24 protein-coding genes are annotated in these 21,887 nt (G+C 74.6%); 19 read left to right on the top strand and 5 right to left on the bottom strand.

Annotated elements, in window-relative coordinates; genetic code table 11:
* Positions 1-148: 148 nt before the first annotated feature.
* From ybaK to ACIQZN_RS16990, 4 genes are all read right to left on the bottom strand, one after another.
* Positions 149-649: a Cys-tRNA(Pro) deacylase gene (ybaK, locus tag ACIQZN_RS17005; RefSeq protein WP_403993723.1), complete on the bottom strand. Its 501-nt coding sequence runs from the start codon at positions 647-649 to the stop codon at positions 149-151.
* Positions 650-653: 4 nt separating this feature from the next.
* Complete coding sequence (locus ACIQZN_RS17000) at positions 654-1,397, bottom strand: LON peptidase substrate-binding domain-containing protein (protein WP_403993720.1); 744 nt, start codon at positions 1,395-1,397, stop codon at positions 654-656.
* A 5-nt stretch (positions 1,398-1,402) separates the two neighbouring features.
* The gene (locus ACIQZN_RS16995; protein ID WP_403993717.1) at positions 1,403-2,431 is read right to left on the bottom strand and encodes a hypothetical protein; all 1,029 of its coding nucleotides are present in this window, start codon (positions 2,429-2,431) and stop codon (positions 1,403-1,405) included.
* Between the two features lie 225 nt (positions 2,432-2,656).
* Positions 2,657-4,258 (bottom strand): oxidoreductase, encoded by a 1,602-nt coding sequence (locus tag ACIQZN_RS16990; protein ID WP_403993714.1) that lies wholly within the window; start codon positions 4,256-4,258, stop codon positions 2,657-2,659.
* A gap of 146 nt (positions 4,259-4,404) precedes the next feature.
* Between ACIQZN_RS16990 and hisD the strand changes: the two genes are divergently transcribed.
* From hisD to ACIQZN_RS16930, 12 genes are all read left to right on the top strand, one after another.
* Entirely contained in the window at positions 4,405-5,727 is a 1,323-nt protein-coding gene (hisD, locus tag ACIQZN_RS16985) for a histidinol dehydrogenase (RefSeq protein ID WP_403993711.1), read from the top strand.
* Positions 5,724-6,860, top strand: a complete 1,137-nt coding sequence (locus tag ACIQZN_RS16980; RefSeq protein WP_403993708.1) for a histidinol-phosphate transaminase — start codon at positions 5,724-5,726, stop codon at positions 6,858-6,860. The genes hisD and ACIQZN_RS16980 overlap by 4 nt, the downstream gene beginning before the upstream one ends.
* Positions 6,857-7,453 carry an imidazoleglycerol-phosphate dehydratase HisB gene (gene hisB, locus ACIQZN_RS16975; RefSeq protein ID WP_391261019.1) on the top strand — a complete coding sequence of 199 codons (597 nt, stop codon included), beginning with the start codon at positions 6,857-6,859 and terminating at the stop codon, positions 7,451-7,453. The genes ACIQZN_RS16980 and hisB overlap by 4 nt, the downstream gene beginning before the upstream one ends.
* Positions 7,450-7,617, top strand: a complete 168-nt coding sequence (locus ACIQZN_RS16970) for a hypothetical protein (RefSeq protein ID WP_199879176.1) — start codon at positions 7,450-7,452, stop codon at positions 7,615-7,617. The genes hisB and ACIQZN_RS16970 overlap by 4 nt, the downstream gene beginning before the upstream one ends.
* Before the next feature lie 17 nt (positions 7,618-7,634).
* Complete coding sequence (hisH, locus tag ACIQZN_RS16965; protein WP_403993703.1) at positions 7,635-8,276, top strand: imidazole glycerol phosphate synthase subunit HisH; 642 nt, start codon at positions 7,635-7,637, stop codon at positions 8,274-8,276.
* Complete coding sequence (gene priA, locus ACIQZN_RS16960; RefSeq protein WP_164641438.1) at positions 8,276-9,001, top strand: bifunctional 1-(5-phosphoribosyl)-5-((5-phosphoribosylamino)methylideneamino)imidazole-4-carboxamide isomerase/phosphoribosylanthranilate isomerase PriA; 726 nt, start codon at positions 8,276-8,278, stop codon at positions 8,999-9,001. The genes hisH and priA overlap by 1 nt, the downstream gene beginning before the upstream one ends.
* Positions 8,998-9,402 carry a RidA family protein gene (locus ACIQZN_RS16955; RefSeq protein WP_403993699.1) on the top strand — a complete coding sequence of 135 codons (405 nt, stop codon included), beginning with the start codon at positions 8,998-9,000 and terminating at the stop codon, positions 9,400-9,402. The genes priA and ACIQZN_RS16955 overlap by 4 nt, the downstream gene beginning before the upstream one ends.
* Positions 9,399-10,154 carry an imidazole glycerol phosphate synthase subunit HisF gene (gene hisF / locus ACIQZN_RS16950; RefSeq protein ID WP_073968225.1) on the top strand — a complete coding sequence of 252 codons (756 nt, stop codon included), beginning with the start codon at positions 9,399-9,401 and terminating at the stop codon, positions 10,152-10,154. The genes ACIQZN_RS16955 and hisF overlap by 4 nt, the downstream gene beginning before the upstream one ends.
* Positions 10,155-10,281: 127 nt before the next feature.
* Positions 10,282-12,978: an AAA family ATPase gene (locus ACIQZN_RS16945; protein ID WP_403993749.1), complete on the top strand. Its 2,697-nt coding sequence runs from the start codon at positions 10,282-10,284 to the stop codon at positions 12,976-12,978.
* A 176-nt stretch (positions 12,979-13,154) separates the two neighbouring features.
* Complete coding sequence (locus ACIQZN_RS16940) at positions 13,155-14,444, top strand: PucR family transcriptional regulator (protein ID WP_403993696.1); 1,290 nt, start codon at positions 13,155-13,157, stop codon at positions 14,442-14,444.
* Positions 14,445-14,544: 100 nt separating this feature from the next.
* Positions 14,545-15,132 carry an ArsR/SmtB family transcription factor gene (locus tag ACIQZN_RS16935; protein ID WP_403993693.1) on the top strand — a complete coding sequence of 196 codons (588 nt, stop codon included), beginning with the start codon at positions 14,545-14,547 and terminating at the stop codon, positions 15,130-15,132.
* A gap of 26 nt (positions 15,133-15,158) precedes the next feature.
* The gene (locus ACIQZN_RS16930; protein ID WP_403993690.1) at positions 15,159-16,406 is read left to right on the top strand and encodes an MFS transporter; all 1,248 of its coding nucleotides are present in this window, start codon (positions 15,159-15,161) and stop codon (positions 16,404-16,406) included.
* Positions 16,407-16,436: 30 nt separating this feature from the next.
* On the opposite strand, the gene ACIQZN_RS16925 is transcribed toward ACIQZN_RS16930, so the two are convergent.
* Positions 16,437-17,069 carry a TIGR03085 family metal-binding protein gene (locus tag ACIQZN_RS16925; protein WP_403993686.1) on the bottom strand — a complete coding sequence of 211 codons (633 nt, stop codon included), beginning with the start codon at positions 17,067-17,069 and terminating at the stop codon, positions 16,437-16,439.
* Positions 17,070-17,154: 85 nt separating this feature from the next.
* Here ACIQZN_RS16925 and hisI point away from each other — a divergent pair, with 85 nt between their 5' ends.
* The 7 genes from hisI to trpM all read left to right on the top strand — a co-directional run bounded on the left by hisI (position 17,155) and on the right by trpM (position 21,816).
* Positions 17,155-17,538, top strand: a complete 384-nt coding sequence (gene hisI, locus ACIQZN_RS16920) for a phosphoribosyl-AMP cyclohydrolase (RefSeq protein ID WP_403993683.1) — start codon at positions 17,155-17,157, stop codon at positions 17,536-17,538.
* Between the two features lie 11 nt (positions 17,539-17,549).
* A complete protein-coding gene (locus tag ACIQZN_RS16915; protein ID WP_403993681.1) occupies positions 17,550-19,037 on the top strand; it encodes an anthranilate synthase component I in 1,488 nt (495 codons plus the stop codon).
* Positions 19,038-19,098: 61 nt separating this feature from the next.
* A complete protein-coding gene (locus ACIQZN_RS16910) occupies positions 19,099-19,755 on the top strand; it encodes a TIGR02234 family membrane protein (protein WP_403993678.1) in 657 nt (218 codons plus the stop codon).
* A gap of 122 nt (positions 19,756-19,877) precedes the next feature.
* Complete coding sequence (locus tag ACIQZN_RS16905; protein ID WP_403993675.1) at positions 19,878-20,126, top strand: HGxxPAAW family protein; 249 nt, start codon at positions 19,878-19,880, stop codon at positions 20,124-20,126.
* Between the two features lie 146 nt (positions 20,127-20,272).
* Positions 20,273-20,707: a DUF2752 domain-containing protein gene (locus ACIQZN_RS16900; RefSeq protein WP_403993746.1), complete on the top strand. Its 435-nt coding sequence runs from the start codon at positions 20,273-20,275 to the stop codon at positions 20,705-20,707.
* A gap of 127 nt (positions 20,708-20,834) precedes the next feature.
* The gene (gene trpC / locus ACIQZN_RS16895) at positions 20,835-21,644 is read left to right on the top strand and encodes an indole-3-glycerol phosphate synthase TrpC (RefSeq protein WP_403993672.1); all 810 of its coding nucleotides are present in this window, start codon (positions 20,835-20,837) and stop codon (positions 21,642-21,644) included.
* A gap of 7 nt (positions 21,645-21,651) precedes the next feature.
* A complete protein-coding gene (trpM, locus tag ACIQZN_RS16890) occupies positions 21,652-21,816 on the top strand; it encodes a tryptophan biosynthesis modulator TrpM (RefSeq protein ID WP_403993669.1) in 165 nt (54 codons plus the stop codon).
* The last annotated feature ends 71 nt before the right edge of the window (positions 21,817-21,887 follow it).

Below are 21,887 nucleotides of genomic sequence, written 5' to 3'. Positions count from 1 at the left end.
GGCGCGGGGGGGCTTTCCCCCCCCCGCCCCTTCCCGAAACCGGGGCTCCGCCCCGGACCCCGGTCCTCAAACGCCGGACGGGCTGGATTTTCCAGCCCGTCCGGCGTTTGAGGACGGAACCGGTGCGCTGGGGGTCCCGCGCCTCGCGTCAACCCCGGCCGATGTCCGCGAAGGTCGCGTCTGTCAGCGCTGCCAGGTCCTCCGGGGACAGCTCCACCTCCAGGCCCCGGCGGCCCGCCGAGACGCAGATCGTGGGGTGGGTGCGGGCCGACGCGTCCAGGACCGTGGGGAGGCGTTTGCGTTGGCCCAGGGGGGAGATGCCGCCGCGGACGTAGCCCGTGGTGCGTTCCGCCGCGGCCGGGTCCGCCATCGTGGCGCGTTTGCCGCCCGCCGCCGCGGCCAGGGCCTTCAGGTCGAGGCTGCCGGCGACCGGGACGACCGCGACCGTCAGGCGGCCGTCCACGTCGGCGACCAGGGTCTTGAAGACGCGGTCGGGGGAGACGCCCAGGGCCTGGGCCGCCTCCTCACCGTAGGAGGGCGACGCCGGGTCGTGCTCGTACGCGTGGACGGTGAACGCCGTGCCCGCCGCCGTCAGGGCGACCGTGGCGGGGGTGCCGCCGGACGGGGACTTCTTCTGCTTCTTGGCCATGGCCTCAGTTGGGGTGCGTCGGGGCGACGGTCAGGTCCACCGCCGGGAGCGAGGGCAGGTGCCGGATCACCGCCGTCTCCGAGCGCAGGAGCCGCAGCTCCTCGCGGAGGCGGGTCGCGGTGTCGGGGGCCTGGAGGAGCCGCTGCTTGGCGGGGACGTCCAGGACCACCGTGGAGGCGACCAGGTACGAGACGACCGAGGGGTCGTCCGGCAGTTCCGCGCCCGTGGTGAGGGAGCGCTCGCTCGCACCCGCCAGGCGCTTCTGGTAGCCGCGGAAGGCCCGCAGGACGCCCTCGGCGAGCGGGCCCGCCTCGTCGCCCGGGTCCTCCTCCAGCTCCTCCAGCTCGGCCGTGAGGAAGGGGCCGGACGCGTCCACGGACAGGAGCCGGACCCGGGTGGTGCCGGTGGCCAGGACCTCGAAGCTGCCGTCCGCGCGCTCCCGGATGGTCGCGGCGTCGGCGACGCAGCCCACCCGGTGCAGCGACTGGAGGGGGTCGGGTCCGAAGCCGTCGGCCGGGCCGCGTTCGACGGGCTTGCGGACCGCCTCCGGCATGCCGAGACCCGTCACGGCGGTCTCCCGGCCGTCCCGGATGGCGACCACGGCGAAGCGGCGCGGTTCGTCCTCGTCGATGGTGAGGAGCTCCCGCATCATGGCGCGATATCGCTCCTCGAAGACGTTGAGGGGCAGCACGAGGCCCGGGAACAGCACCGCGTTCAGCGGGAACAGGGGCAGGCGAGCGGTGGTCACAGCGGTCAAGCGTAATGGCCGCGCGCCCGCCCTCGTCCGGAGCCTTGCCTCAGCGGGGTCGCGGAGGCCACCCGGAGCCGTGCGCCGTCCCGCGCGTCCAGGAACCGGCCCAGCGGATCGCCGGACACCGAAGCCCACGGGAACGAGGAGGCGTGCGGGCCGATCCGGCCGAACTGTTCCAGCGCCTCCGCCCACCGGCCCCGTACCACCAGGACGTAGGCGAGCAGATTGCGGACCTCGGCCGGCCACGGGTCGCCCGGGGCGAAGGAGTCCGACAGCGAGATGGCCAGATCCGCCGCCGCGTCGATCCGCTCCTGCTGCACCGAGGTGGACCGGGTGTCCCAGGGACCCTCCGTCAGCATCGCGAACGCGGCCCGCAGCGGCAGCGCCTGCACCAGGGAGCTGGGCACCGAGTCCTCGGCGGCCCGCTCGGCGAAGTCGAAGCACTCGCGGTGCGAGCCGTACCAGGCGGCCGAGAGGTACTGGAGGGCGGCCACATGGCAGCCGTAATGGTGCGAGGAGCGCTGGAGGGCCTCCCCCCACAGCGCCTCGAACGTGGTGTGCGTGGCCTGCGTGCCCCGGGCGTGGTCCAGCGCCAGGCGCCACGGCACCGGGTCGCGCGGATCACTGGCAGCGGCCGCCGTGATCAGCGGCCCCAGCTCGCGCAGCTGCTCCGCGCGCGCCGGGGACTCCCAGGCGCGGTCGACCGCGAGCTGCGCCTTGACGAGCAGCGCGTCCGGATCGTGCGGCGCGGCGGCCAGCCAGTCCGCGAGCCAGCCGTCCCGGTTGCGGGCGAACGCGACGAGCCGTCTCAGATAGCGGTCCCGGCTCTCCCACTCGGCCGCGTCCCGGGTGGTCGCCAGGAGCTTCGCGGCCGGTTCGTACTCCCCGGCCGCGGCGGCCACCAGCGCCGGGGACAGCCGTTCGTCGGGGGCGTCGAGCAGCACCGCGTGGTCCGCGGGCAGCCCGGTGGAGAGCACCGGGGTGTGCCGGATCACGCGCGCGGTTCGGAGCAGAGCGCGGAGGAAAGGCATGGTGCAGACCATTCAAAAGCGCAGGTGGAGGCGGGCGCCAGGGGGTGCGCTGTGAAGCATTTGTGCCGAGCGGATGGGTTGTCCCGCCGTCGGTCAAGGAGCGGTAAAGGAATCCCGGGATTCTGGCTGGTTCTCGTTGGTGGTGGGCAGAAGGTCCGTGGTCTGCCCGGGCCCGTGCGGCCCGCCGTGGCCGGGGCGGGCGACCCGCGCCCCGGCGCCCGGCGGTCAGCCCCGGCGCAGCAGCCGGGAGGCGCCCGCCGCGACCGTGGTGGCCAGTATCCATCCCACCAGGACCAGCCCGGCCGCCATCCACTGCCAGCCGCCCTCCAGCCGCCAGTAGCCCTGCTGGCCGAGATCGATCACCGGGACGAGCAGATCCAGCGCGTACAGCGCCGCGTTCCACTGGGGATGCTCCGCGCCCTTGAGCGACGCCGGGTCGTACCGCGAGAACGCCAGGGTGCCCGCCGCCCACAGCACCGCCATCCACACCGCGGCCCGCCCCGGCCGGTACCCGTAAGCCACCGTCCAGTCCTGGAGGTAGCCCCACAGCTTCCCGGCCGGCGGCAGGGTCTCGCGGCGGCGGCGCTGCTTGGCGAGCAGCACCTCCCGCGCGTCCGCGTCCTCGCCGCAGCTGCGGAGCACCGCCGCCAGCCGCTCGTACGGCTCCGGCACGTACTCCGGGGTGGCCGCCGCCACCCACTCCAGGCGCCGGGAGAGCGGGAAGTGTCCGTACGGGACGAGGTTCTCGTACACGAACCCGCCCATCGCGAGGCCGCCCGGGCCCGGCCAGCTCGTGGAGATGTCGATCAGCGTGACGACCTTCGCGCCGTTGAGCACCACCCGGCCGCGCACCGGCCGCTCCGGGTTGAACCGCAGCTCCGGGGTGACCGTCCGGCGCAGCGACAGCTCCTCGTGCGTGTCCATCACGAAGACCGCCTTGTGCAGGTCCACCGCGTCACCGAACCTGCCGTCGTCCAGCCGCACCCCGCCCCGGCACCGGAACACCTGCGAGCGGGTGCCGTGCGCCGGGGTCGGCGAGGTGGCGATGCCGTACGGGGGAGTGGTGCCCTGGTTCCCCGTGTCGACGCTGACCCACGCCTCGCTCATGTACAGCGTGCGCTCGACGCTGAGCTGCGGGGCGTTCAGCGCGCGGCGGCCCCGGCCCGCGCGCAGCCGGCTGCCGCGCAGGCTCAGCGAACCGCCCACCTTCGCCCCGCGCAGACTCAGCTCGCCCAGCATGTCGGCCATCTCGGCCTGGAGGTCCTGGGCGACCGCGAGACCGTCCCCGAGCAGCGCCCGCCCCTGCCGGTCCGGGCCGACCTCGATCTGGTTGACCAGGAGGTCCGTGCCGATCTGGGCGTCCGTGAGCCGGATGCCGTGCTCGACCCGGCAGCGCGGCAGATGCAGATCGCCCTCGGTACGCAGCCGGGCCGCGTCGAACCGGGGCATCGCGCACCCCACGAGCCGCAGGGTCGTGAAGTGGCACTCCGGGAACACCACCTCCTCGTCGAACCGGCAGCCGGTGAGCTCCACGTACGGATCGACACGCCCGCCCGCCAGGTCCAGCTTCCCCGTGATCCGTACGCCCCAGAGCTTCAGTGCCGTCACCCGGCCCGGCCGGGCCGGCGGTCCGCTCAGCAGCAGCCGGGCGACCACCCGGGCCGCCACACTGCGCTCGGGGCCCCACTCGTGCGGGGCGAAGGGATCGTCGAGGGCCCGGTCGCGGGACCGGAGGTCGTAGGTCGTGCCGTTCCGGAAGGACTGCCACATGCCCAGCTCCGCCCCGCTGAGGCCGTCCGGGAGATCATCGTCGTGCCGCTCCGTCACCGGTGCCCCTTTCGTTCGGAGGCGTGATCCCGTTATTCCCTCTGAGTGACGGAATGAACGCACATAGTCAGCCGTCACAGCACCGGCATGTATCAGCCAGTGATACGGGCGTCCGGCCGCGCGCGGCGGTCTGCGAGAATTGCGGTGTGATCTCTCGAATCGATCTGCGCGGCGATGCCCTCCCCGAGGGTGGCGCCCTGCGCGACCTGCTGCCCCGTGCCGAGTTCGACGTGGAAGCCGCCCTGGAGACGGTGCGGCCCATCTGCGAGGACGTACGCCATCGTGGCTCGGCGGCAGTGATCGACTGGGGGGAGAAGTTCGACGGCGTCCGGCTGGAATCGGTCCGGGTGCCCGCCGCCGCCCTCGACCGGGCCCTGGACGAGCTCGACCCGGCCGTCCGCGCCGCCCTCGACGAGTCCATCCGCCGCGCCCGCCTCGTCCACCGCGCCCAGCGCCGCACCACGCACACCACGCAGGTCGTCCCCGGCGGCACGGTCACCGAGAAGTGGGTGCCCGTCGACCGCGTCGGGCTCTACGTGCCGGGCGGCCGCGCGGTCTACCCGTCCTCCGTCGTGATGAACGTCGTCCCGGCCCAGGAGGCGGGCGTCCCCGGCCTCGCCGTCGCCTCGCCGCCCCAGAAGGAGTTCGGCGGACTGCCGCACCCGACGATCCTCGCCGCCTGCGCCCTGCTCGGCGTGGACGAGGTCTACGCGGCCGGCGGCGCCCAGGCCGTCGCGATGTTCGCGTACGGCACCGAGGACTGCCGCCCCGTCGACCTGGTCACCGGCCCCGGCAACATCTACGTCGCCGCCGCCAAGCGCCTCCTCAAGGGCCGTATCGGCATCGACGCCGAGGCCGGGCCCACCGAGATCGCCATCCTGGCCGACGCCACCGCCGACCCGGTGCACGTCGCCGCCGACCTGATCAGCCAGGCCGAGCACGACCCGATGGCCGCCGCCGTGCTGGTCACCGACTCCGAGGAGCTGGCCGCCGCCACCGAGGCCGAGCTGGTCACCCAGGTCGCCGCGACCAAGCACGTCGAGGAGCGCATCGAGCCCGCCCTGGCCGGCCGGCAGTCCGCGATCGTCCTCGTCAACGACCTGGAGGACGGCCTCACCGTCGTCAACGCGTACGCCGCCGAGCACCTGGAGATCCAGACTGCCGACGCCGCCGCGCTCGCCGACCGCGTCCGCAACGCCGGGGCGGTGTTCGTCGGCCCCTGGTCGCCCGTCTCGCTCGGCGACTACTGCGCCGGCTCCAACCACGTGCTGCCCACCGGCGGCTGCGCCTGCCACTCCTCGGGCCTGTCCGTGCAGTCCTTCCTGCGCGGCATCCACATCGTCGACTACACGCGCGACGCGCTCGCCGAGGTCACCCACCACGTGGTGACCCTCGCCGAGGCGGAGGACCTCCCCGCCCACGGCGCCGCGCTCAAGGCCAGGTTCGGGTGGAAGGTTCCCCAGCAGTGACGAAGAACAACGCGGGCGGCCCCACGGCCAACCCCTGGGACGCCCTGCCCCTCCGCGACGAACTGCGCGGCCAGTCCCCGTACGGCGCGCCCCAGCTCGACGTCCCCGTACGGCTCAACACCAACGAGAACCCCTACCCGCTGCCCGACGCCCTGGTCGACCGCATCGCCGAACGGGTCCGCGAGGCCGCCCGCGACCTCAACCGCTACCCCGACCGGGACGCCGTCGAGCTGCGTACCGAGCTCGCCCGCTACCTCACCCGCACCGCCGGGCACCGCGTCGAGACCGCCAACGTCTGGGCCGCCAACGGCTCCAACGAGGTCCTCCAGCAGCTGCTCCAGACCTTCGGCGGGCCCGGGCGCACCGCGATCGGCTTCGAGCCCTCGTACTCGATGCACGCCCTCATCGCCCGCGGCACCGGCACCGGCTGGATCTCCGGTCCGCGCAACGAGGACTTCACCATCGACGTCGACGCCGCGTGCGCCGTCATCGCCGAGCGCCGCCCGGACGTCGTCTTCATCACCTCGCCCAACAACCCCACCGGCACCGCCGTCGACGCCGACACCGTCCTCGCGCTGTACGAGGCGGCGCAGGCCGCCAAGCCGTCGATGGTCGTCGTGGACGAGGCGTACGGCGAATTCAGCCACCACCCCTCGCTGCTCCCGCTGATCGAGGGCCGTCCCCACCTGGTCCTCTCGCGCACCATGTCGAAGGCGTTCGGCGCCGCCGGGCTCCGCCTCGGCTACCTGGCCGCCGACCCGGCCGTGGTCGACGCGGTGCAGCTGGTCCGGCTGCCGTACCACCTGTCCTCCGTCACCCAGGCCACCGCGCTCGCCGCCCTGGAGCACACCGATACGCTCCTCGGGTACGTCGCGCAGCTCAAGAGCGAGCGCGACCGGATCGTCGCCGAACTGCGCGGTCTCGGCTTCGACGTCACCGAATCGGACGCCAACTTCGTCCAGTTCGGCCGCTTCGCCGACAGCCACGCCGCGTGGCGGCAGATCCTCGACCGGGGCGTCCTGGTCCGGGACAACGGCGTACCGGGATGGCTGCGGGTCTCCGCGGGGACCCCGGCAGAGAACGACGCGTTCCTCGATGCGGTGCGCGGACTGAAGAAGGAGCACGACGCATGAACCCCCGCACAGGCCGCGTGGAACGCACCACGAAGGAGACGTCCGTCCTGGTCGAGATCAACCTCGACGGGTCCGGCAAGGTCGACGTCGCGACCGGGGTCGGCTTCTACGACCACATGCTCGACCAGCTCGGCCGGCACGGTCTCTTCGACCTCACCGTCAAGACCGACGGCGACCTGCACATCGACTCGCACCACACCATCGAGGACACCGCCCTCGCGCTCGGCGCCGCCTTCAAGCAGGCCCTCGGCGACAAGGTCGGCATCTACCGCTTCGGCAACTGCACCGTCCCGCTGGACGAGTCGCTCGCCCAGGTCACCGTGGACCTCTCCGGCCGCCCCTACCTGGTGCACACCGAGCCCGAGAACATGGCGCCGATGATCGGCGCCTACGACACGACGATGACCCGGCACATCCTGGAGTCGTTCGTCGCCCAGGCCCAGATCGCCCTGCACGTCCACGTCCCGTACGGACGCAACGCGCACCACATCGTGGAGTGCCAGTTCAAGGCGCTCGCCCGCGCACTTCGCTACGCCAGCGAGCGCGACCCGCGCGCGGCCGGAATCCTCCCGTCCACGAAGGGCGCGCTGTGACCGGCCTCAACACCATCCTGATCCTGCTCGGCCTGTTCCTGGCCGGCGGGGTCTACTCCTTCTCCAAGCAGGGCATGCCCAAGGGCGTCATCGTCCTGCTCTCCATCGCATCGCTGATGTGCCTGGTGGCGGGCGTCCTGCGCATTCAAGGTCTCTGGGACTAGAAAGCGACGAGCGACACGTGGATACGAAGAAGAAGGTCGTCGTCTTCGACTACGGCTTCGGCAACGTCCGTTCCGCCGAACGCGCCCTCGCCCACGTCGGCGCGGACGTCGAGATCACCCGCGACTTCGACGCCGCGATGAACGCGGACGGGCTGCTCGTGCCCGGCGTCGGCGCGTTCTCGGCGTGCATGGAGGGACTGAAGAAGGCCCGCGGCGAGTGGGTCATCGGCCGCAGGCTGGCCGGCGGACGCCCCGTCATGGGCATCTGCGTCGGCATGCAGATCCTGTTCGAGCGCGGCATCGAGCACGGTGTGGAGACCGAGGGCCTGGACGAGTGGCCCGGCACGGTCGGCCCGCTGAAGGCCGACGTCGTCCCGCACATGGGCTGGAACACCGTCGAAGCCCCCGAGGAATCCCAGCTGTTCGCCGGACTCGACGCCGAAGCCCGGTACTACTTCGTGCACTCGTACGCGGCGCACGACTGGTCCCTCGAAGTCACCAACGCGAAGATCCGTGCTCCCGAAGTCACCTGGGCCACGCACGGCGAACGGTTCGTGGCGGCCGTGGAGAACGGCGCGCTGTGGGCCACCCAGTTCCACCCCGAGAAGTCCGGCGATGCCGGCGCCCAGCTGCTGACCAACTGGATCGAGACGCTGTAATGCCGAAGCTTGAACTGCTCCCCGCCGTAGACGTCCGCGACGGCCAGGCGGTCCGCCTGGTGCACGGCGAGTCCGGCTCCGAGACCTCCTACGGCTCCCCGCTGGAGGCCGCACTGGCCTGGCAGCGCTCCGGCGCCGAGTGGCTGCACCTGGTCGACCTGGACGCCGCCTTCGGCACCGGCGACAACCGCGACCTCATCGCCGAGGTCGCCGGCGCCATGGACATCAAGGTCGAGTTGTCCGGCGGCATCCGCGACGACGCCTCGCTCGCCGCCGCCCTCGCCACCGGCTGCCGCCGCGTCAACCTCGGCACCGCCGCCCTGGAGACCCCGGAATGGGTCGCCAAGGTCATCGCCGAGCACGGCGACAAGATCGCCGTCGGCCTCGACGTGCGCGGCACCACGCTGCGCGGCCGGGGCTGGACCCGCGACGGCGGCGACCTCTACGAGACGCTGGCCCGCCTCGACTCCGAGGGCTGCGCCCGCTATGTCGTCACCGACATCGCCAAGGACGGCACGCTCCAGGGCCCCAACCTGGAGCTCCTGAAGAACGTCTGCGCCGCCACCGACAAGCCCGTCGTCGCCTCCGGCGGCGTCTCCTCGCTGGACGACCTGCGCGCCATCGCCTCGCTGGTCCCGGCGGGCGTCGAGGGCGCGATCGTCGGCAAGGCCCTGTACGCGAAGGCGTTCACCCTCGAAGAGGCGCTGGAGGCGGTCTCCGTATGACCGACTCCTCTTCCGTGCGCCGCGTCTCCTCCGGCGCCCCCTGGGAGGAGAAGTTCGGCTACTCCCGCGCCGTCGAACTGCCGAACGGCATGGTCCTGGTGTCCGGCTGCACCTCGGTGGTGGGCGGCGAGATCGCCGCGGGCGGCCCGTACGACCAGGCCGTCACCGCCTTCAACGTCGCCTTCGAGGCGCTGAAGGAGCTGGGCCTCGGCCGCGAGGACGTCGTCCGCACCCGGATGTACGTCATGCACGCCCGGGACACCGACGAGGTCGGCCGCGCCCACAAGGAGCTGTTCGACGCCGTGCGCCCCGCCGCCACCATGGTCGTGGTCTCCGGCTTCGTGGACCCGGGCCTGGTCGTCGAGGTCGAGGTCGAGGCCTACCGGGCGGGTGAGCGATGAGCCTCGCGGTACGCGTCATCCCCTGCCTCGACGTGGACAACGGCCGGGTCGTCAAGGGCGTCAACTTCCAGAACCTGCGCGACGCGGGCGACCCCGTCGAGATGGCGAAGCTGTACGACGCCGAGGGCGCCGACGAGCTGACCTTCCTGGACATCACCGCGTCCAGCGGCGACCGGGAGACGACCTACGACGTGGTGCGCCGCACCGCCGAGCAGGTCTTCATCCCGCTCACGGTGGGCGGCGGCGTCCGCACCCCGGACGACGTCGACAAGCTGCTGCGGGCCGGCGCGGACAAGGTGGGCGTCAACACGGCGGCCATCGCCCGGCCGGAGCTGATCCGGGAGATCGCCGAGCGCTTCGGCCGCCAGGTCCTGGTGCTCTCGGTGGACGCCCGGCGCACCCCCGAGGGCACCTTCGAGGTCACCACGCACGGCGGCCGCCGGGGCACCGGCATCGACGCCGTCGAGTGGGCCCACCGGGCGGCGGAGCTCGGCGCCGGCGAGATCCTGCTCAACTCGATGGACGCCGACGGCACGAAGGACGGCTACGACACCGAGATGATCGCCGCCGTCCGCAAGCACGTCCGCGTCCCCGTCATCGCCTCCGGCGGCGCGGGCCGGCTCGCGGACTTCGCACCGGCCATCGACGCCGGGGCCGACGCGGTCCTGGCCGCGTCCGTCTTCCACTTCGGCGACCTGCGCATCTCCGAGGTCAAGGGCGCGCTGGCGGAAGCCGGACACCCGGTGCGCTGACCGGCCGGTTGTGCGCGCGCACAGACATGGGGCGTCCTTCCCTGGGAGGGCGCCCCACCGTCGTACGCGCACCTTCCCGGTCCCCGTACGCGGGCCTAGCGTGCCGGGCGTGACTCCCCCCACGACCGTGCGCAGTCCGCTCCGGCTGTACGGCCGCAGCGGCGAACTCGCCTCCCTTGACGCCCTGCTGACGCGCCTTCAACGCGGCGACGGTGGCGCGCTGGTCCTCGCGGGCCCGCCCGGCTCGGGCCGCACGGCCCTCCTCGCCCACGCCCTCGCGGCGCACCGCGACCGGGACGCGGGACCCGTGCTCCACGTCGTCGGCGCCCCCGACGAACGGTGGGTGCCGTACAGCGGGCTGCACGCGCTGCTGTGCGCGGCGGGTCCCGCACCCGGCGCGCCCGCCCGCGTGCCCCGCGACGGCCTCCTCGCCCTGCTCCGGCGCCTCGGCGGCGGGCGGCCGCTCCTCGTGTGCGTGGACGATGCCCACCTCTGGGACCCCGACTCCCGTGCCGCCCTCGCCTTCGCCGCCCGCCGGCTCGGACCGGGCACCCCGGTCGCCGTGCTGATCGCCGCCGGGGACGAGGCCGGCCTCGCCGGGCTGCCCGCCCTCCGCCCCGGTCCCCTGGACGAGGAGGCGGCCTCCGCGCTCCTGGACCGGCTCACCGGGGCGGACCGGGCCGACCCGGTCGCGCGGGGCGAACTGCTCCGGGAGGCGGCCGGGAACCCCGGGCTGCTCACCGCGCTCACCGCCCGCCTCACCCCGGACCAGCTCACCGGACGGACCCCGCTGCCGCACCCGCTGCCCGGCGGGGACGAGGTCCTGGCCGCCCACGCCGACCGCGTCGGCCACCTCCCCGCCGCCACCCGGACCCTGCTCCTGATCGCGGCCGCCGCCCACGCGCACGAGCCCGAGGGCGCGGGCGCGGACCTCGCCCTCGTACGCAGGGCCGCCGCCTCGGCCGCCCTCCCGCCCGCCACGTCCGACCTCGCCCTGCACGCCCCGGGCGGCACGGCCGGCGCGCTCCGAAGGGCCGGCGACCGCGTCCACTTCGGCGAGCCCCTGATGCGCCGCGCCCTCCTGCACCGGGCGCCCCCGGACCGCCGCCGCGCCGTGCACGCCCTGCTCGCCGGTCTGCTCGCGCCCGGGCCCGCCGCCCTGATCCAGCGGGCCTGCGCGGCCCCCGGCCCCGACGCCCCGCTCGCCGCCGCACTGGAGGCCGCGGCGGCCCCGCCCCGCCCGCACGCCGACCGCGCGACCGCCCTGGTCCACGCGGCCGGGCTGACCCCGGACGAGGCGGCGCGGTCCGCCCGGTACGCGGCGGCGGCCGAGCAGTACCGGCTCGCTGGGGACCCGGGGCGGGCCCGCGCCCTGCTGGCCCGGGCGGGACGCACCACCGGCCCCGCCCACCACACCCGGGGCCTGCTCGCCCTTGCCGACGAGCCCGCCCCCGACGCCCACGCGGCCCTGCTCACCGCCGCCGCCCTGCTCGCCCCGCACGATCCGGGGCGCGCCAGGGACGCCCTGCTCGGGGCCGCCGAGGCCGCCTGGGCGGCGGGGGACGCCCTCGGGTACCTGGAGGCGCTGACCCGTATCCCGGCGGACGCGGCCGACCGGGACCTGGCCCACTACCGGGACGGGATGTGCGCCGTGCTGCGCGGGCGGACCGGTGCCGGGCACCTGCTGCTGCGCCGCTGTCTCGGCTCCGACGCCCGCGAGCCCGAGGCGCTGTTACGGGCCGGGGCGGCCGGTCTGGTGCTCGGCGACCTCGACGCCGCCTGCCGGGCCGGGACCCGCGCCCTGGCCGCCGCACACGCGAGCGGGGCCGACGCCCTGCTGCCGCAGGCCCTGGAACACCTGGCCTACGCGGAGCTGCGCGCCGGGCGGCACGCACGCGCCCGGGCCCACGCGCTGGACGGCCTGCGCGCGGCACGCCGTACCGGGCGGCCCAACACCGCCGCCCACCTGCACGCCGTACTCGCCCTCGCGGCATCGGTGGAGAGCGGGGCGCGGGAGTGTGCGGCGCACGCCGGGGCCGCGCTCGCGGGCGCCGCCCCGCACGGGCTCGTCCAGGCGGAGACCCTGGCCACCTGGGCGTCGGCCCGCGCCGATCTGGCGGCCGGGCGCCCGGCGGAGGCGGCGGCACGGCTCGACCCGCTCGTCCGGCCCGGGCCCCGGCGCGGCCACTTCGCCACCCGGATGCTCGCCGTGCCCTGTTACGTCGAGGCGTCCGTGGCGGCCGGGCGGGCGGTCCGGGGCGGAGGAGCGGTGGCCGAGGCGGTGGCGGAGTTCGCCGTGTGGGCGACGCGGACCACGGACCCCCAGGTCCCCGCCCAACTCGCCCGCTGCCGGGCCCTGCTGGCGCCGGACGCCGAGGCCGCCGGGCGGTACGCGGAGGCCCTCGCCCATCACGACCGGGCCGGCGGCGACTTCGAACAGGCCCGGACCCGGCTGCTGTTCGGGTCCTGGCTGCGCAGGCGCCGCCGCACCCGTGAGGCCCGCGAGCCGTTGCGGGACGCCCTCGTCGGCTTCGAGCGGTGCGGGGCCCCGGCCTGGGCGGCCCGGGCGAGCGGTGAACTGCGGGCCGCCGGTGCGGCGGTGGAGGTCCCGGGGCCCGCCAAGGCGGCCGCGCCGCTGGCCGGGCTCACCCCGCAGCAGGCGCGGATCGCCCGGTGCGTGGCCGAGGGGGCCACCAACCGGGAGGTCGCACGGCGGCTCTCGGTGAGCACCCGGACCGTCGACCACCACCTGCGCAACGTCTTCGCCGCCCTGGGCGTGCGCTCCCGGACGGAGCTGGCCGGGCTGTTGGGGAACGGGTGCTGAGACCAACGGAGTTGCGGGACCGTGATGAGAAGGAGGCCGCACACCCCTAGGTACCGACTGGGCGGTATGTCATTCTGCGGGCGTCAGGATCATTCGGTGCGCCCGCGGCCCTGTCCTGGGCGGGGCGTGCCGGAACGGCCGTGCACCGAGCCGGCCGCATCCCGGTGGAGGCCGCCATGCCGCAGGTCGTACGTCCACGGGTCAGGGCGCTGCACACGCCGCCGCCCGCCGACCCGGCCCCGCGCCGCTTCCGGTCGCTGGCCGACCGCGAGGCCGTCGCCGTCCTGCACCGGGCCGCCCGGGTGCTGGTGGCGGCGCTCCCGGAGCTGACGGACCGGATGGTGGAGGCGCTGCGGGAGCGGGAGCCCGCCTATTGCGCGGCGATCGAGGCCGACCCGGCGGAGATCTGGCAGGAGGTGCACCAGTCGCTGCGGCACAACGTCGGTTCGCTCATCCAGCCCCGCGAGTTCCGGGAGGCCGCGCACCGCACCTCGCGGCGGATCGGCGAGGTCCGGGCCGAGCAGGGGGTGCCGCTGGACGCGGTCCTGCACGCGTTCCGGATGGGCGGGGCGATGGTCTGGCAGGACCTGGTGGACGAGACCGCCCGCCGCCACCCCGAGGACATCCGGCTGCTGGTCCATGTCGCCGCGGACGTCTGGAACTTCGTGGACGAGCACTGCGGGGTCGTCGCCGACGCCTATCGCGGGGCGGAACGCCGCCTCGCCTGGCGCCGGGAGAACCGGCACCGCCTGATGACCGCCGCGCTGCTCGACGGCACCGCCCGGGTCGCCGACCTCCCGGACACGGCGGCGGCCCTCGGCCTCCCGGAGGACGGCCGGTACGCGGTGCTCGCCCTGCGCGACGCCCGCCGCTCCCCGCACGGCGCGGCGCACCCGCCCCTGGAACTCCCCGCCGGAACGGAGGCGGTGTGGCATGCGGGGGCCGAAGCGGATTACGCCGTCCTGCCGTTGGGCCGGGCCGACGGTACGGACCCGGCGGACGCCCTCGCCGAGTTGGCCGCCGGGCTGTGCGTGCCGCCCGGGGCCCGGGCCGGCATCGGCTCGGCGGTGGACGGTCTCGCGGCGGTCGGGGACGCCCGCCGCCTCGCGGACACGGCGCTGCGGGCCTGCCCGGCGGACGGCGGGACCGTCCTGCTGGACGCGCACCTGCCCGCCGCCCTGGTCGTCTCGTCCCCGGCGCTCGGCGCGGCGCTCGTCGACCGGGTCCTCGGCCCCCTGGACCGGCTGGACGCGGCCGACCGGGACGTGCTCATCGACACGCTCACCGCCTGGTTCGACGCGGACGGGTCGGCGCCCCGGGCGGGCGCCCGCCTCTACTGCCACCGCAACACCGTCCTCAACCGCCTCCGCCGCTTCGAACAGCTCACCGGCCGCTGTCTGACCCGCCCCTCGGACGCGACCGAGGTCTCCCTGGCCCTGACGGCCCGCCGCCTGCTGACGGGCTGAGACCCCGCGAGGTCCGCCAGGCCGGCCGCGTACCAAAACGCGCAACACTTCTTTCGCAATAAATATTGCGCAAGTTTTCTTTCCTATCTACGCTCGGGGCATGGCACGCGAAGAATCACGCCGGGTCTCCGACCTGGGCACCCTCAAGGCGTTCGGGCACCCCCTGCGGATGAAGCTCTACCGGGCCCTCTACATCGCCCGGCAGGCCACCGCGTCCCAGCTCGCCGAGCAGGTGGACGAGGCGGTCTCGCTCGTCAGCTACCACCTGCGCAAGCTCGCCGACCACGGGCTGATCGAGGAGGCCGACCGGCAGGGCAGGGACGGCCGCGAGCGCTGGTGGCAGCCCGCATCGGAGGGGCTGACCTTCCACGACGAGGACTTCAGCGACGCGCCGGAGAAGGCCGCGACGCACTCCGCCGTCACCCGCCTCTCCTTCGACCAGCACGTCGAGATGTACCGCCGCCACCTCGACGCGAACCGCGCCTGGCCCGCCGAGTGGCGCCGCGCCTCCTTCAGCTCCGAATACCTCGCACGGCTGACCGCCGAGGAGCTCTCCGCGCTGGCCTCCGAGATGAACGACCTCATCAAGCGCTACGACCGGGAAGCCCGCGCCCGCGAGGAGGCCGGCGACACCGAGAACCGCGAGAACGTCGCGTTCCACCTGTACGGCTTCCCGTTCCGCACCTGACCCGGCCCCCCCGAGAGGACGAGACCGTGACCGCCACCCTGCCCGCCCCCGCCGAGGCCGCCGCCCGCCCGGCCCACCGCGACGGCAACGTCCTGCGCTGGCTCGGCGCGTACACCGCGTCCATGATCGGCGACAGCGTGTACTACATGGCCCTCGCCTGGGCCGCCGCCCGCACCGGCAACGCCTCGCAGACCGGTCTCGTGCTCGCCGCGGGCTCCATACCCCGGGCGGCGCTCCTGCTCGGCGGGGGAGTCCTCGCCGACCGGTTCGGACCGCGCCGCGTGGTCGTCGGCAGTGACACCGCCCGCTGCCTGGTGATCCTCGGCCTCGCCGGGGCCCTGCTGCTCACCTCGCCCACGGTGTGGATGCTGATCGCCGTCGCGCTCGTCTTCGGCGCCGTCGACGCCCTCTTCCTGCCCGCCGTGGGCGCCCTGCCGCCCCGGATCACCGCCGCGTCCCAGCTCGCCCGCGTCCAGGGCATGCGCGGCCTCGCCACCCGTACCGCCAACGTCGTCGGCGCCCCGCTCGGCGGCGTCGCCGTCGCCCTCGGCGGCCCGGTCCTCGCCTTCGCCGCGGCCGGCATCCTCTTCGCGGTGTCGCTCCCGCTCCTGCTGGCCGTACGGATGGCCCCCCTGCCCGCACCGGAAGCGACCGCCCCCACCGGCACCGCCTGGCGCGAACTGACCGACGGGCTGCGCCACATCCGCCGCCACCCGCTCCTCGGGCCCCTGATGCTCGTCGTCGCCGTCAGCGAACTCGGCTTCGTCGGCCCTCTCAACCTCGGCCTCATCCTGCTCAGCGACGAACGCGGCTGGGGCGCCTCCGGCATGGGCTGGGTCGTCGCCGGCTTCGGCGTCGGCGCGGGCGCCTCCGCCCTCCTCCTCGCCGTACGCGGCCGGGTGCCCAGGGCCGGACTGGTCATGTGCCTGACCGTCCTGGTCGGGTCATTCGCCATCGCGGCCCTCGCGTACGTGCCCTCCGTGGCGCTCGCCGCGGCCGTCGCGGTCCTCGTCGGGCTCTTCGCCGGTCTCGGCGGCTCGCTGTGCGGCGCGCTCATGCAGACCGTCACCGACCCGGCCTACCTGGGCCGCGTCACCTCGGTCTCCACGCTCTTCACCCACGCCCTCGCGCCGCTCAGCTACCCCGTCACCGGAGCCGCCGTCGCCCTCTGGGGCACCGGCCCGGTCTTCGTCGCCAGCGCCGCCCTGTGCGTCGCCGGCGCGTGCACCGGCCTCGTCCTCGCCCCGCTCCGCCGGGCGGAACTCCCGCGCTGACCGGGGCGCCCGAGCCGTTACGCGTACGGGCTACATCCCGAGCTTCGCCTGCGACACCCGGCCGATCGCCTCCGGCTCGCCCTCCAGCTCCACCCGCGCCGCGTCCTGCCGCCCGAACGCGAACAGCAGCAGCTCGCCCGGCTCACCGGTCACCGTCACCACCGGCGTCCCCCGGTGCGCGACCGCGGTCTGCCCGTCCGGGCGGCGCAGCACCAGGCCCACCGGCGCCTTCCGGCCCAGCATCCGCGCCGCCTTCTCTGTACGCGCCCACAGCACGTCCGCGAAGACCGGGTCCAGCTCACGGGGCGTCCAGTCCGGCTGGGCCCGGCGCACGTCCTCCGTATGGATGTAGAACTCCACCGTGTTCGCCGCCTCGTCCAGCTGCTTCAGGCCGAACGGGGACATCCGGGGCGGGCCGGTCCGGATGAGCTGGATCAGCTCCTCGTACGGCTTCTCGGTGAACTCGGCCATGACCCGGTCCCGGCGGCTCTTCAGGGGCCCGATGACGATCCCGGCCGCCGCGTCGGGCCGCCGCTCCCGCACCACCACATGGGCCGCGAGATCACGGGCCGTCCAGCCGTGGCACAGGGTCGGGGCCTGCGGACCCGCCGCCTCCAACAGGTCGGCGAGCAGAAGACGTTCGCGCTTCGCATGGGTCGACATGCCCGCCAGCGTACGACCGCCGTCCCCCGTCCGCCCAGTGGACGCCCGCCCGGACACCCCGCGCGGCCACGGCACAATGGGGCCCATGAGCAGCACGCCCCCGCCCGGCACCCCCCGGACCGCCAGCGCCCTCGACCCCGCCGTCGCCGCCCGCCTCAAGCGTGGCGCCGACGGACTGGTCCCGGCCGTCGCCCAGCAGTACGACACCGGCGAGGTACTGATGCTCGGCTGGATGGACGACGAGGCGCTGCACCGCACCCTCACCACCGGCCGCTGCACCTACTGGTCCCGCAGCCGCCAGGAGTACTGGGTCAAGGGCGACACCTCGGGCCACATCCAGCTGGTCAAGTCCGTCGCCCTGGACTGCGACGCGGACACCGTCCTCGTCAAGGTCGACCAGACCGGCGCCGCCTGCCACACCGGCGACCGCACCTGCTTCGACGCCGACGTTCTCTTCCTCGGACAGTAGGGTCTGCGGCCATGGACCTCGACACCTTCCGCAAGCTGGCCGTCGACCGGCGCGTCATCCCCGTCACCCGCCGCCTCCTCGCGGACGGCGACACCCCCGTCGGGCTCTACCGCAAGCTCGCGGGCGAGCGCACCGGCACCTTCCTCCTGGAGTCCGCCGAGAACGGCCGCACCTGGTCGCGCTACTCCTTCATCGGCGTACGCAGCGCCGCCACGCTGACCACCCGCGACGGCGAGGCCCACTGGCTCGGCACCCCGCCGGTCGGCGTCCCCGTCGACGGCGACCCGCTGCACGCCCTGCGCGCCACCATCGAGGCCCTGCACACCCCGCACGACCGGGAATCCGGCCTCCCGCCCTTCACCGGCGGCATGGTCGGCTACCTCGGCTACGACATCGTGCGCCGCCTGGAGAAGATCGGCGAGAGCGGCGGCGACGACCTGAAGCTGCCCGAGCTCACCATGCTGCTCACCTCCGACCTGGCGGTCCTCGACCACTGGGCCGGCAGCGTCCTGCTCATCGCCAACGCCATCAACCACAACGACCTGGCCACCGGCGTGGACGAGGCGTACACCGACGCCGTCGCCCGGCTCGACGCGATGGAGCGCGACCTGCGCCGCCCCGTCGAGAACACCCCCGCCGCCCTGCCCCCGTCCGAGCTGCCCCCGTACACCGCGCTCTGGGGCGGCCAGGCCTACCAGGACGCCGTCGAGGACGTGAAGGAGCGCATCCGGGCCGGCGAAGCCTTCCAGGTGGTGCCCTCCCAGCGCTTCGAGACCCCGTGCACCGCGAGCGCCCTCGACGTCTACCGGGTGCTGCGCGCCACCAACCCCTCGCCGTACATGTACCTCTTCCGGTTCGACGGCTTCGACGTCGCCGGGTCCAGCCCCGAGGCCCTGGTGAAGGTCGAGGACGGCCGGGCCATGGTCCACCCCATCGCCGGGACCCGGCACCGCGGCGCCACCCCGCAGGAGGACCAGGCCCTCGCCGACGAACTCCTCGCCGACCCCAAGGAGCGCGCCGAGCACCTGATGCTGGTCGACCTCGGCCGCAACGACCTGGGCCGGGTCTGCGAACCGGGCAGCGTCGAGGTGGTCGACTTCATGTCCATCGAGCGCTACTCGCACGTGATGCACATCGTCTCCACCGTCACCGGCAAGGTCGCCGAGGGCCGCACCGCCTTCGACGTGCTGACCGCCTGCTTCCCCGCCGGCACCCTCTCCGGCGCCCCCAAGCCCCGCGCCCTCCAGATCATCGAGGAGCTGGAACCCACCCGCCGGGGCCTGTACGGGGGCTGCGTCGGCTACCTCGACTTCGCCGGGGACTCCGACACCGCCATCGCCATCCGCACCGCCCTGCTCCGCGACGGCACCGCGTACGTCCAGGCGGGCGCGGGTGTCGTCGCCGACTCCGACCCGGTCGCCGAGGACACCGAGTGCCGCAACAAGGCGGCGGCCGTCCTCCGCGCCGTCCACACCGCCAACCGCCTCGGCGGCGCCTGAGCCTCACCTCCCCGCGTCCCGGCCAGGGGCGCGGTGGGGCGTTCCCGGCCGGTGAGGGATAGTGGAGTACGTGAGTGCCGTCCCCGTACCCCAGCCCCGTACCGAAGCCGCCGCCGCGCCCGACAGTGCGGGGAGCCGCCGCACCCTGGCGGCCGGCCTGCTCCTCGGGGCGGCCGGCGCGACCGTCGTCCTGCTCGCCTCCGGGCAGACCTGGGCCGAGGGCAAGGCCCCCGTCGGCGGCGGCAGCCTCCCGCTGAGCGCCGACGGGCAGGACGTCACCGGACTCCCCGCCGCCCTCGCGATCGTCGGCCTGGCCGCCCTCGTCGCCGTCTTCGCCGTACGCGGTGCCGGCCGGCGCGTGGTCGCCGGACTCCTCGCGCTCAGCGGACTCGGCGCCGCGCTCAGCGCCTTCCTCGGCGCGTCCGACAGCGGGGCGCTGGACGAGAAGGCCGCGCGGACCAGCGGCGACGCCGCCGCCTCCATCACGGCCCTCAGCCACACCGCCTGGCCGTACGTCACGGCGGTGGGCGGCCTGCTGATCCTGCTCGCCGGGCTGCTCGCCCTGCGCTACGGCAGCCGGTGGCCCACGATGTCCGGGCGCTACGAGCGCGACGGCACCCCCCGCCCCCGCAAGGCCCCGCGCCCGCTCGACCCCGACCGGCCCGAGGATCTGTGGAAGGCCCTGGACCGCGGCGAGGACCCGACGCGCGAGGCATGACCCCCCAGCTCACGTCCTACCCGCACGTACGGGACAATGACGGTGAGCTGGCACAGCGGCACGGGCCGTGGGCACAGCGACCCGAGCGATTCCAACAGCGCAACACCAACGAGGAGCAACTCATGGCGGGCAGCAGCCACGGACACACCCCGGCCGCCTGGACCGGTGTCATCATCGCCTTCATCGGCTTCTGCGTCGCGGGCGTCTTCATGGTCGCGGCCAACCCGCTCGGCTTCTGGGCCGGCATGGGCGTCATCCTGCTCGGTGGTGTCGTCGGCCTCGCGATGAAGGCCGCGGGCCTCGGCATGCCGAAGGAGCCGGCCGAGCTGGCCGCCGCCCGCGCGCGCGCCGGCCAGGCGCAGACCTCCTGACCCCCGCACCACGTACGCCGGAAAGGCGCGGCCCGGACCGGGCTGCGCCTTTCCGCGTCAGCGGCGACAATCACCGGGTGGACGCAACGCCAACCCCCTCCGCCGCCCCGTCGGACCCCGCCCCGGCCCCGCCGCCCTTCGCACCCGTGCGGGCCCCCCTCTTCCCGACGGCCCCCGCGGGCGCCTCCCGGCTGCGGCGGATCGCCGTCCCGGTGGGCGTGCTCGCCGCCGTCGTCGGCGCCTTCGGATACGTCGCCACCGTCGACCCGAACGAGCCCGGCCACTACCCCGTCTGCCCGCTGCTGCGGTTCACCGGCATCTACTGCCCCGGCTGCGGCGGCCTCCGCAGCGCCCACGACTTCGCGCACGGCGACCTGGCCGCCGCCTTCGGCGCCAACGCGCTCGCCGTCGTCGGCTACGGGATCTTCGCCGTGCTGTGGGCCGTATGGCTGATCCGCGAGGCCCGCGGAAAGCCCCTGCGGATCGGGCTGGGACCGGTGCACTGGTGGGCGATCGGCGCCGTACTGCTGCTCTTCACCGTCATCCGGAACCTTCCCTTCGGCTCCGCGCTCGCCCCGTGAAGTCCCAGCCAGTGGGACAGCCGCAGGCCGGATGCGGGCCCAGCGCCCTCCTGCGGATAACATCGGAGTGGCTGATCCTGTGGCCTGTTACGTTTTTTTGTCACCGTTCCGGAAGGGGGCCGCTCGCGTGAGTGTGCTCGACGAGATCATCGACGGCGTTCGCGCCGACCTCGCGGAGCGGCAGGCGCGCGTCAGCCTCGACGAGCTCAAGGAACGCGCCGCCCGTGCCCCCCAGGCCAAGGACGGCGTCGCCGCGCTGCGCGGCGAGGGCGTGACCGTCATCTGCGAGGTCAAGCGCTCCAGCCCCTCCAAGGGCGCGCTGGCCGCCATCGCCGACCCGGCCGCGCTCGCCGCGGACTACGAGGCGGGCGGGGCCTCCGTCATCTCGGTCCTCACCGAGGAGCGCCGCTTCGGCGGCTCGCTGGCCGACCTGGAGGCCGTCCGCGCCAAGGTCGACATCCCGGTCCTCCGCAAGGACTTCATCGTCACCTCGTACCAGCTGTGGGAGGCGCGTGCCTACGGCGCCGACCTCGTGCTGCTGATCGTCGCCGCCCTCGAACAGGAGGCGCTGGTGTCCCTCATCGAGCGCGCCGAGTCCATCGGCCTCACGCCGCTGGTCGAGGCGCACGACGAGGAGGAGGCCGAGCGCGCCGTCGAGGCCGGCGCCCGGATCATCGGCGTCAACGCGCGCAACCTCAAGGACCTCAAGGTCGACCGCTCCACCTTCGAGCGCGTCGCCCCCGAGATCCCGGACCACATCGTCAAGGTCGCCGAGTCCGGCGTCCGCGGCCCGCACGACCTGATCGCCTACGCCAACGCCGGCGCGGACGCCGTGCTGGTCGGCGAGTCCCTGGTCACCGGCCGGGACCCGCGGACCGCCGTCGCCGACCTCGTCGCCGCCGGCGCCCACCCCGCCCTGCGCCACGGACGGGGCTGATCCGGCCGTGTCCCTCCCGCACCCCGAGCCGATGCGCTGCGCGCTGCCCTCGTGGCACCGCGGCTGCCGGGCGCCCGCGCGCCGGGTGCACGGCCGGCGGGTGCGGTACGTGATCGGCGCCGAGCCCGGTCAGGTCAACGGCATGCGATGGCGCAGGACGCGCGCGCTGTAGAGCGAGCCCGGCCGCGGTCCCGCGTGCCCGAAACCGCCCCGGTCCCGGACCGGGGCGGCGCTCCGCTCACG

Source organism: Streptomyces sp. NPDC097595 (assembly GCF_044761525.1).
In the GTDB taxonomy this organism is placed as follows: domain Bacteria; phylum Actinomycetota; class Actinomycetes; order Streptomycetales; family Streptomycetaceae; genus Streptomyces; species Streptomyces drozdowiczii_A.
This window is presented reverse-complemented; position numbering and strand designations above follow the sequence as displayed.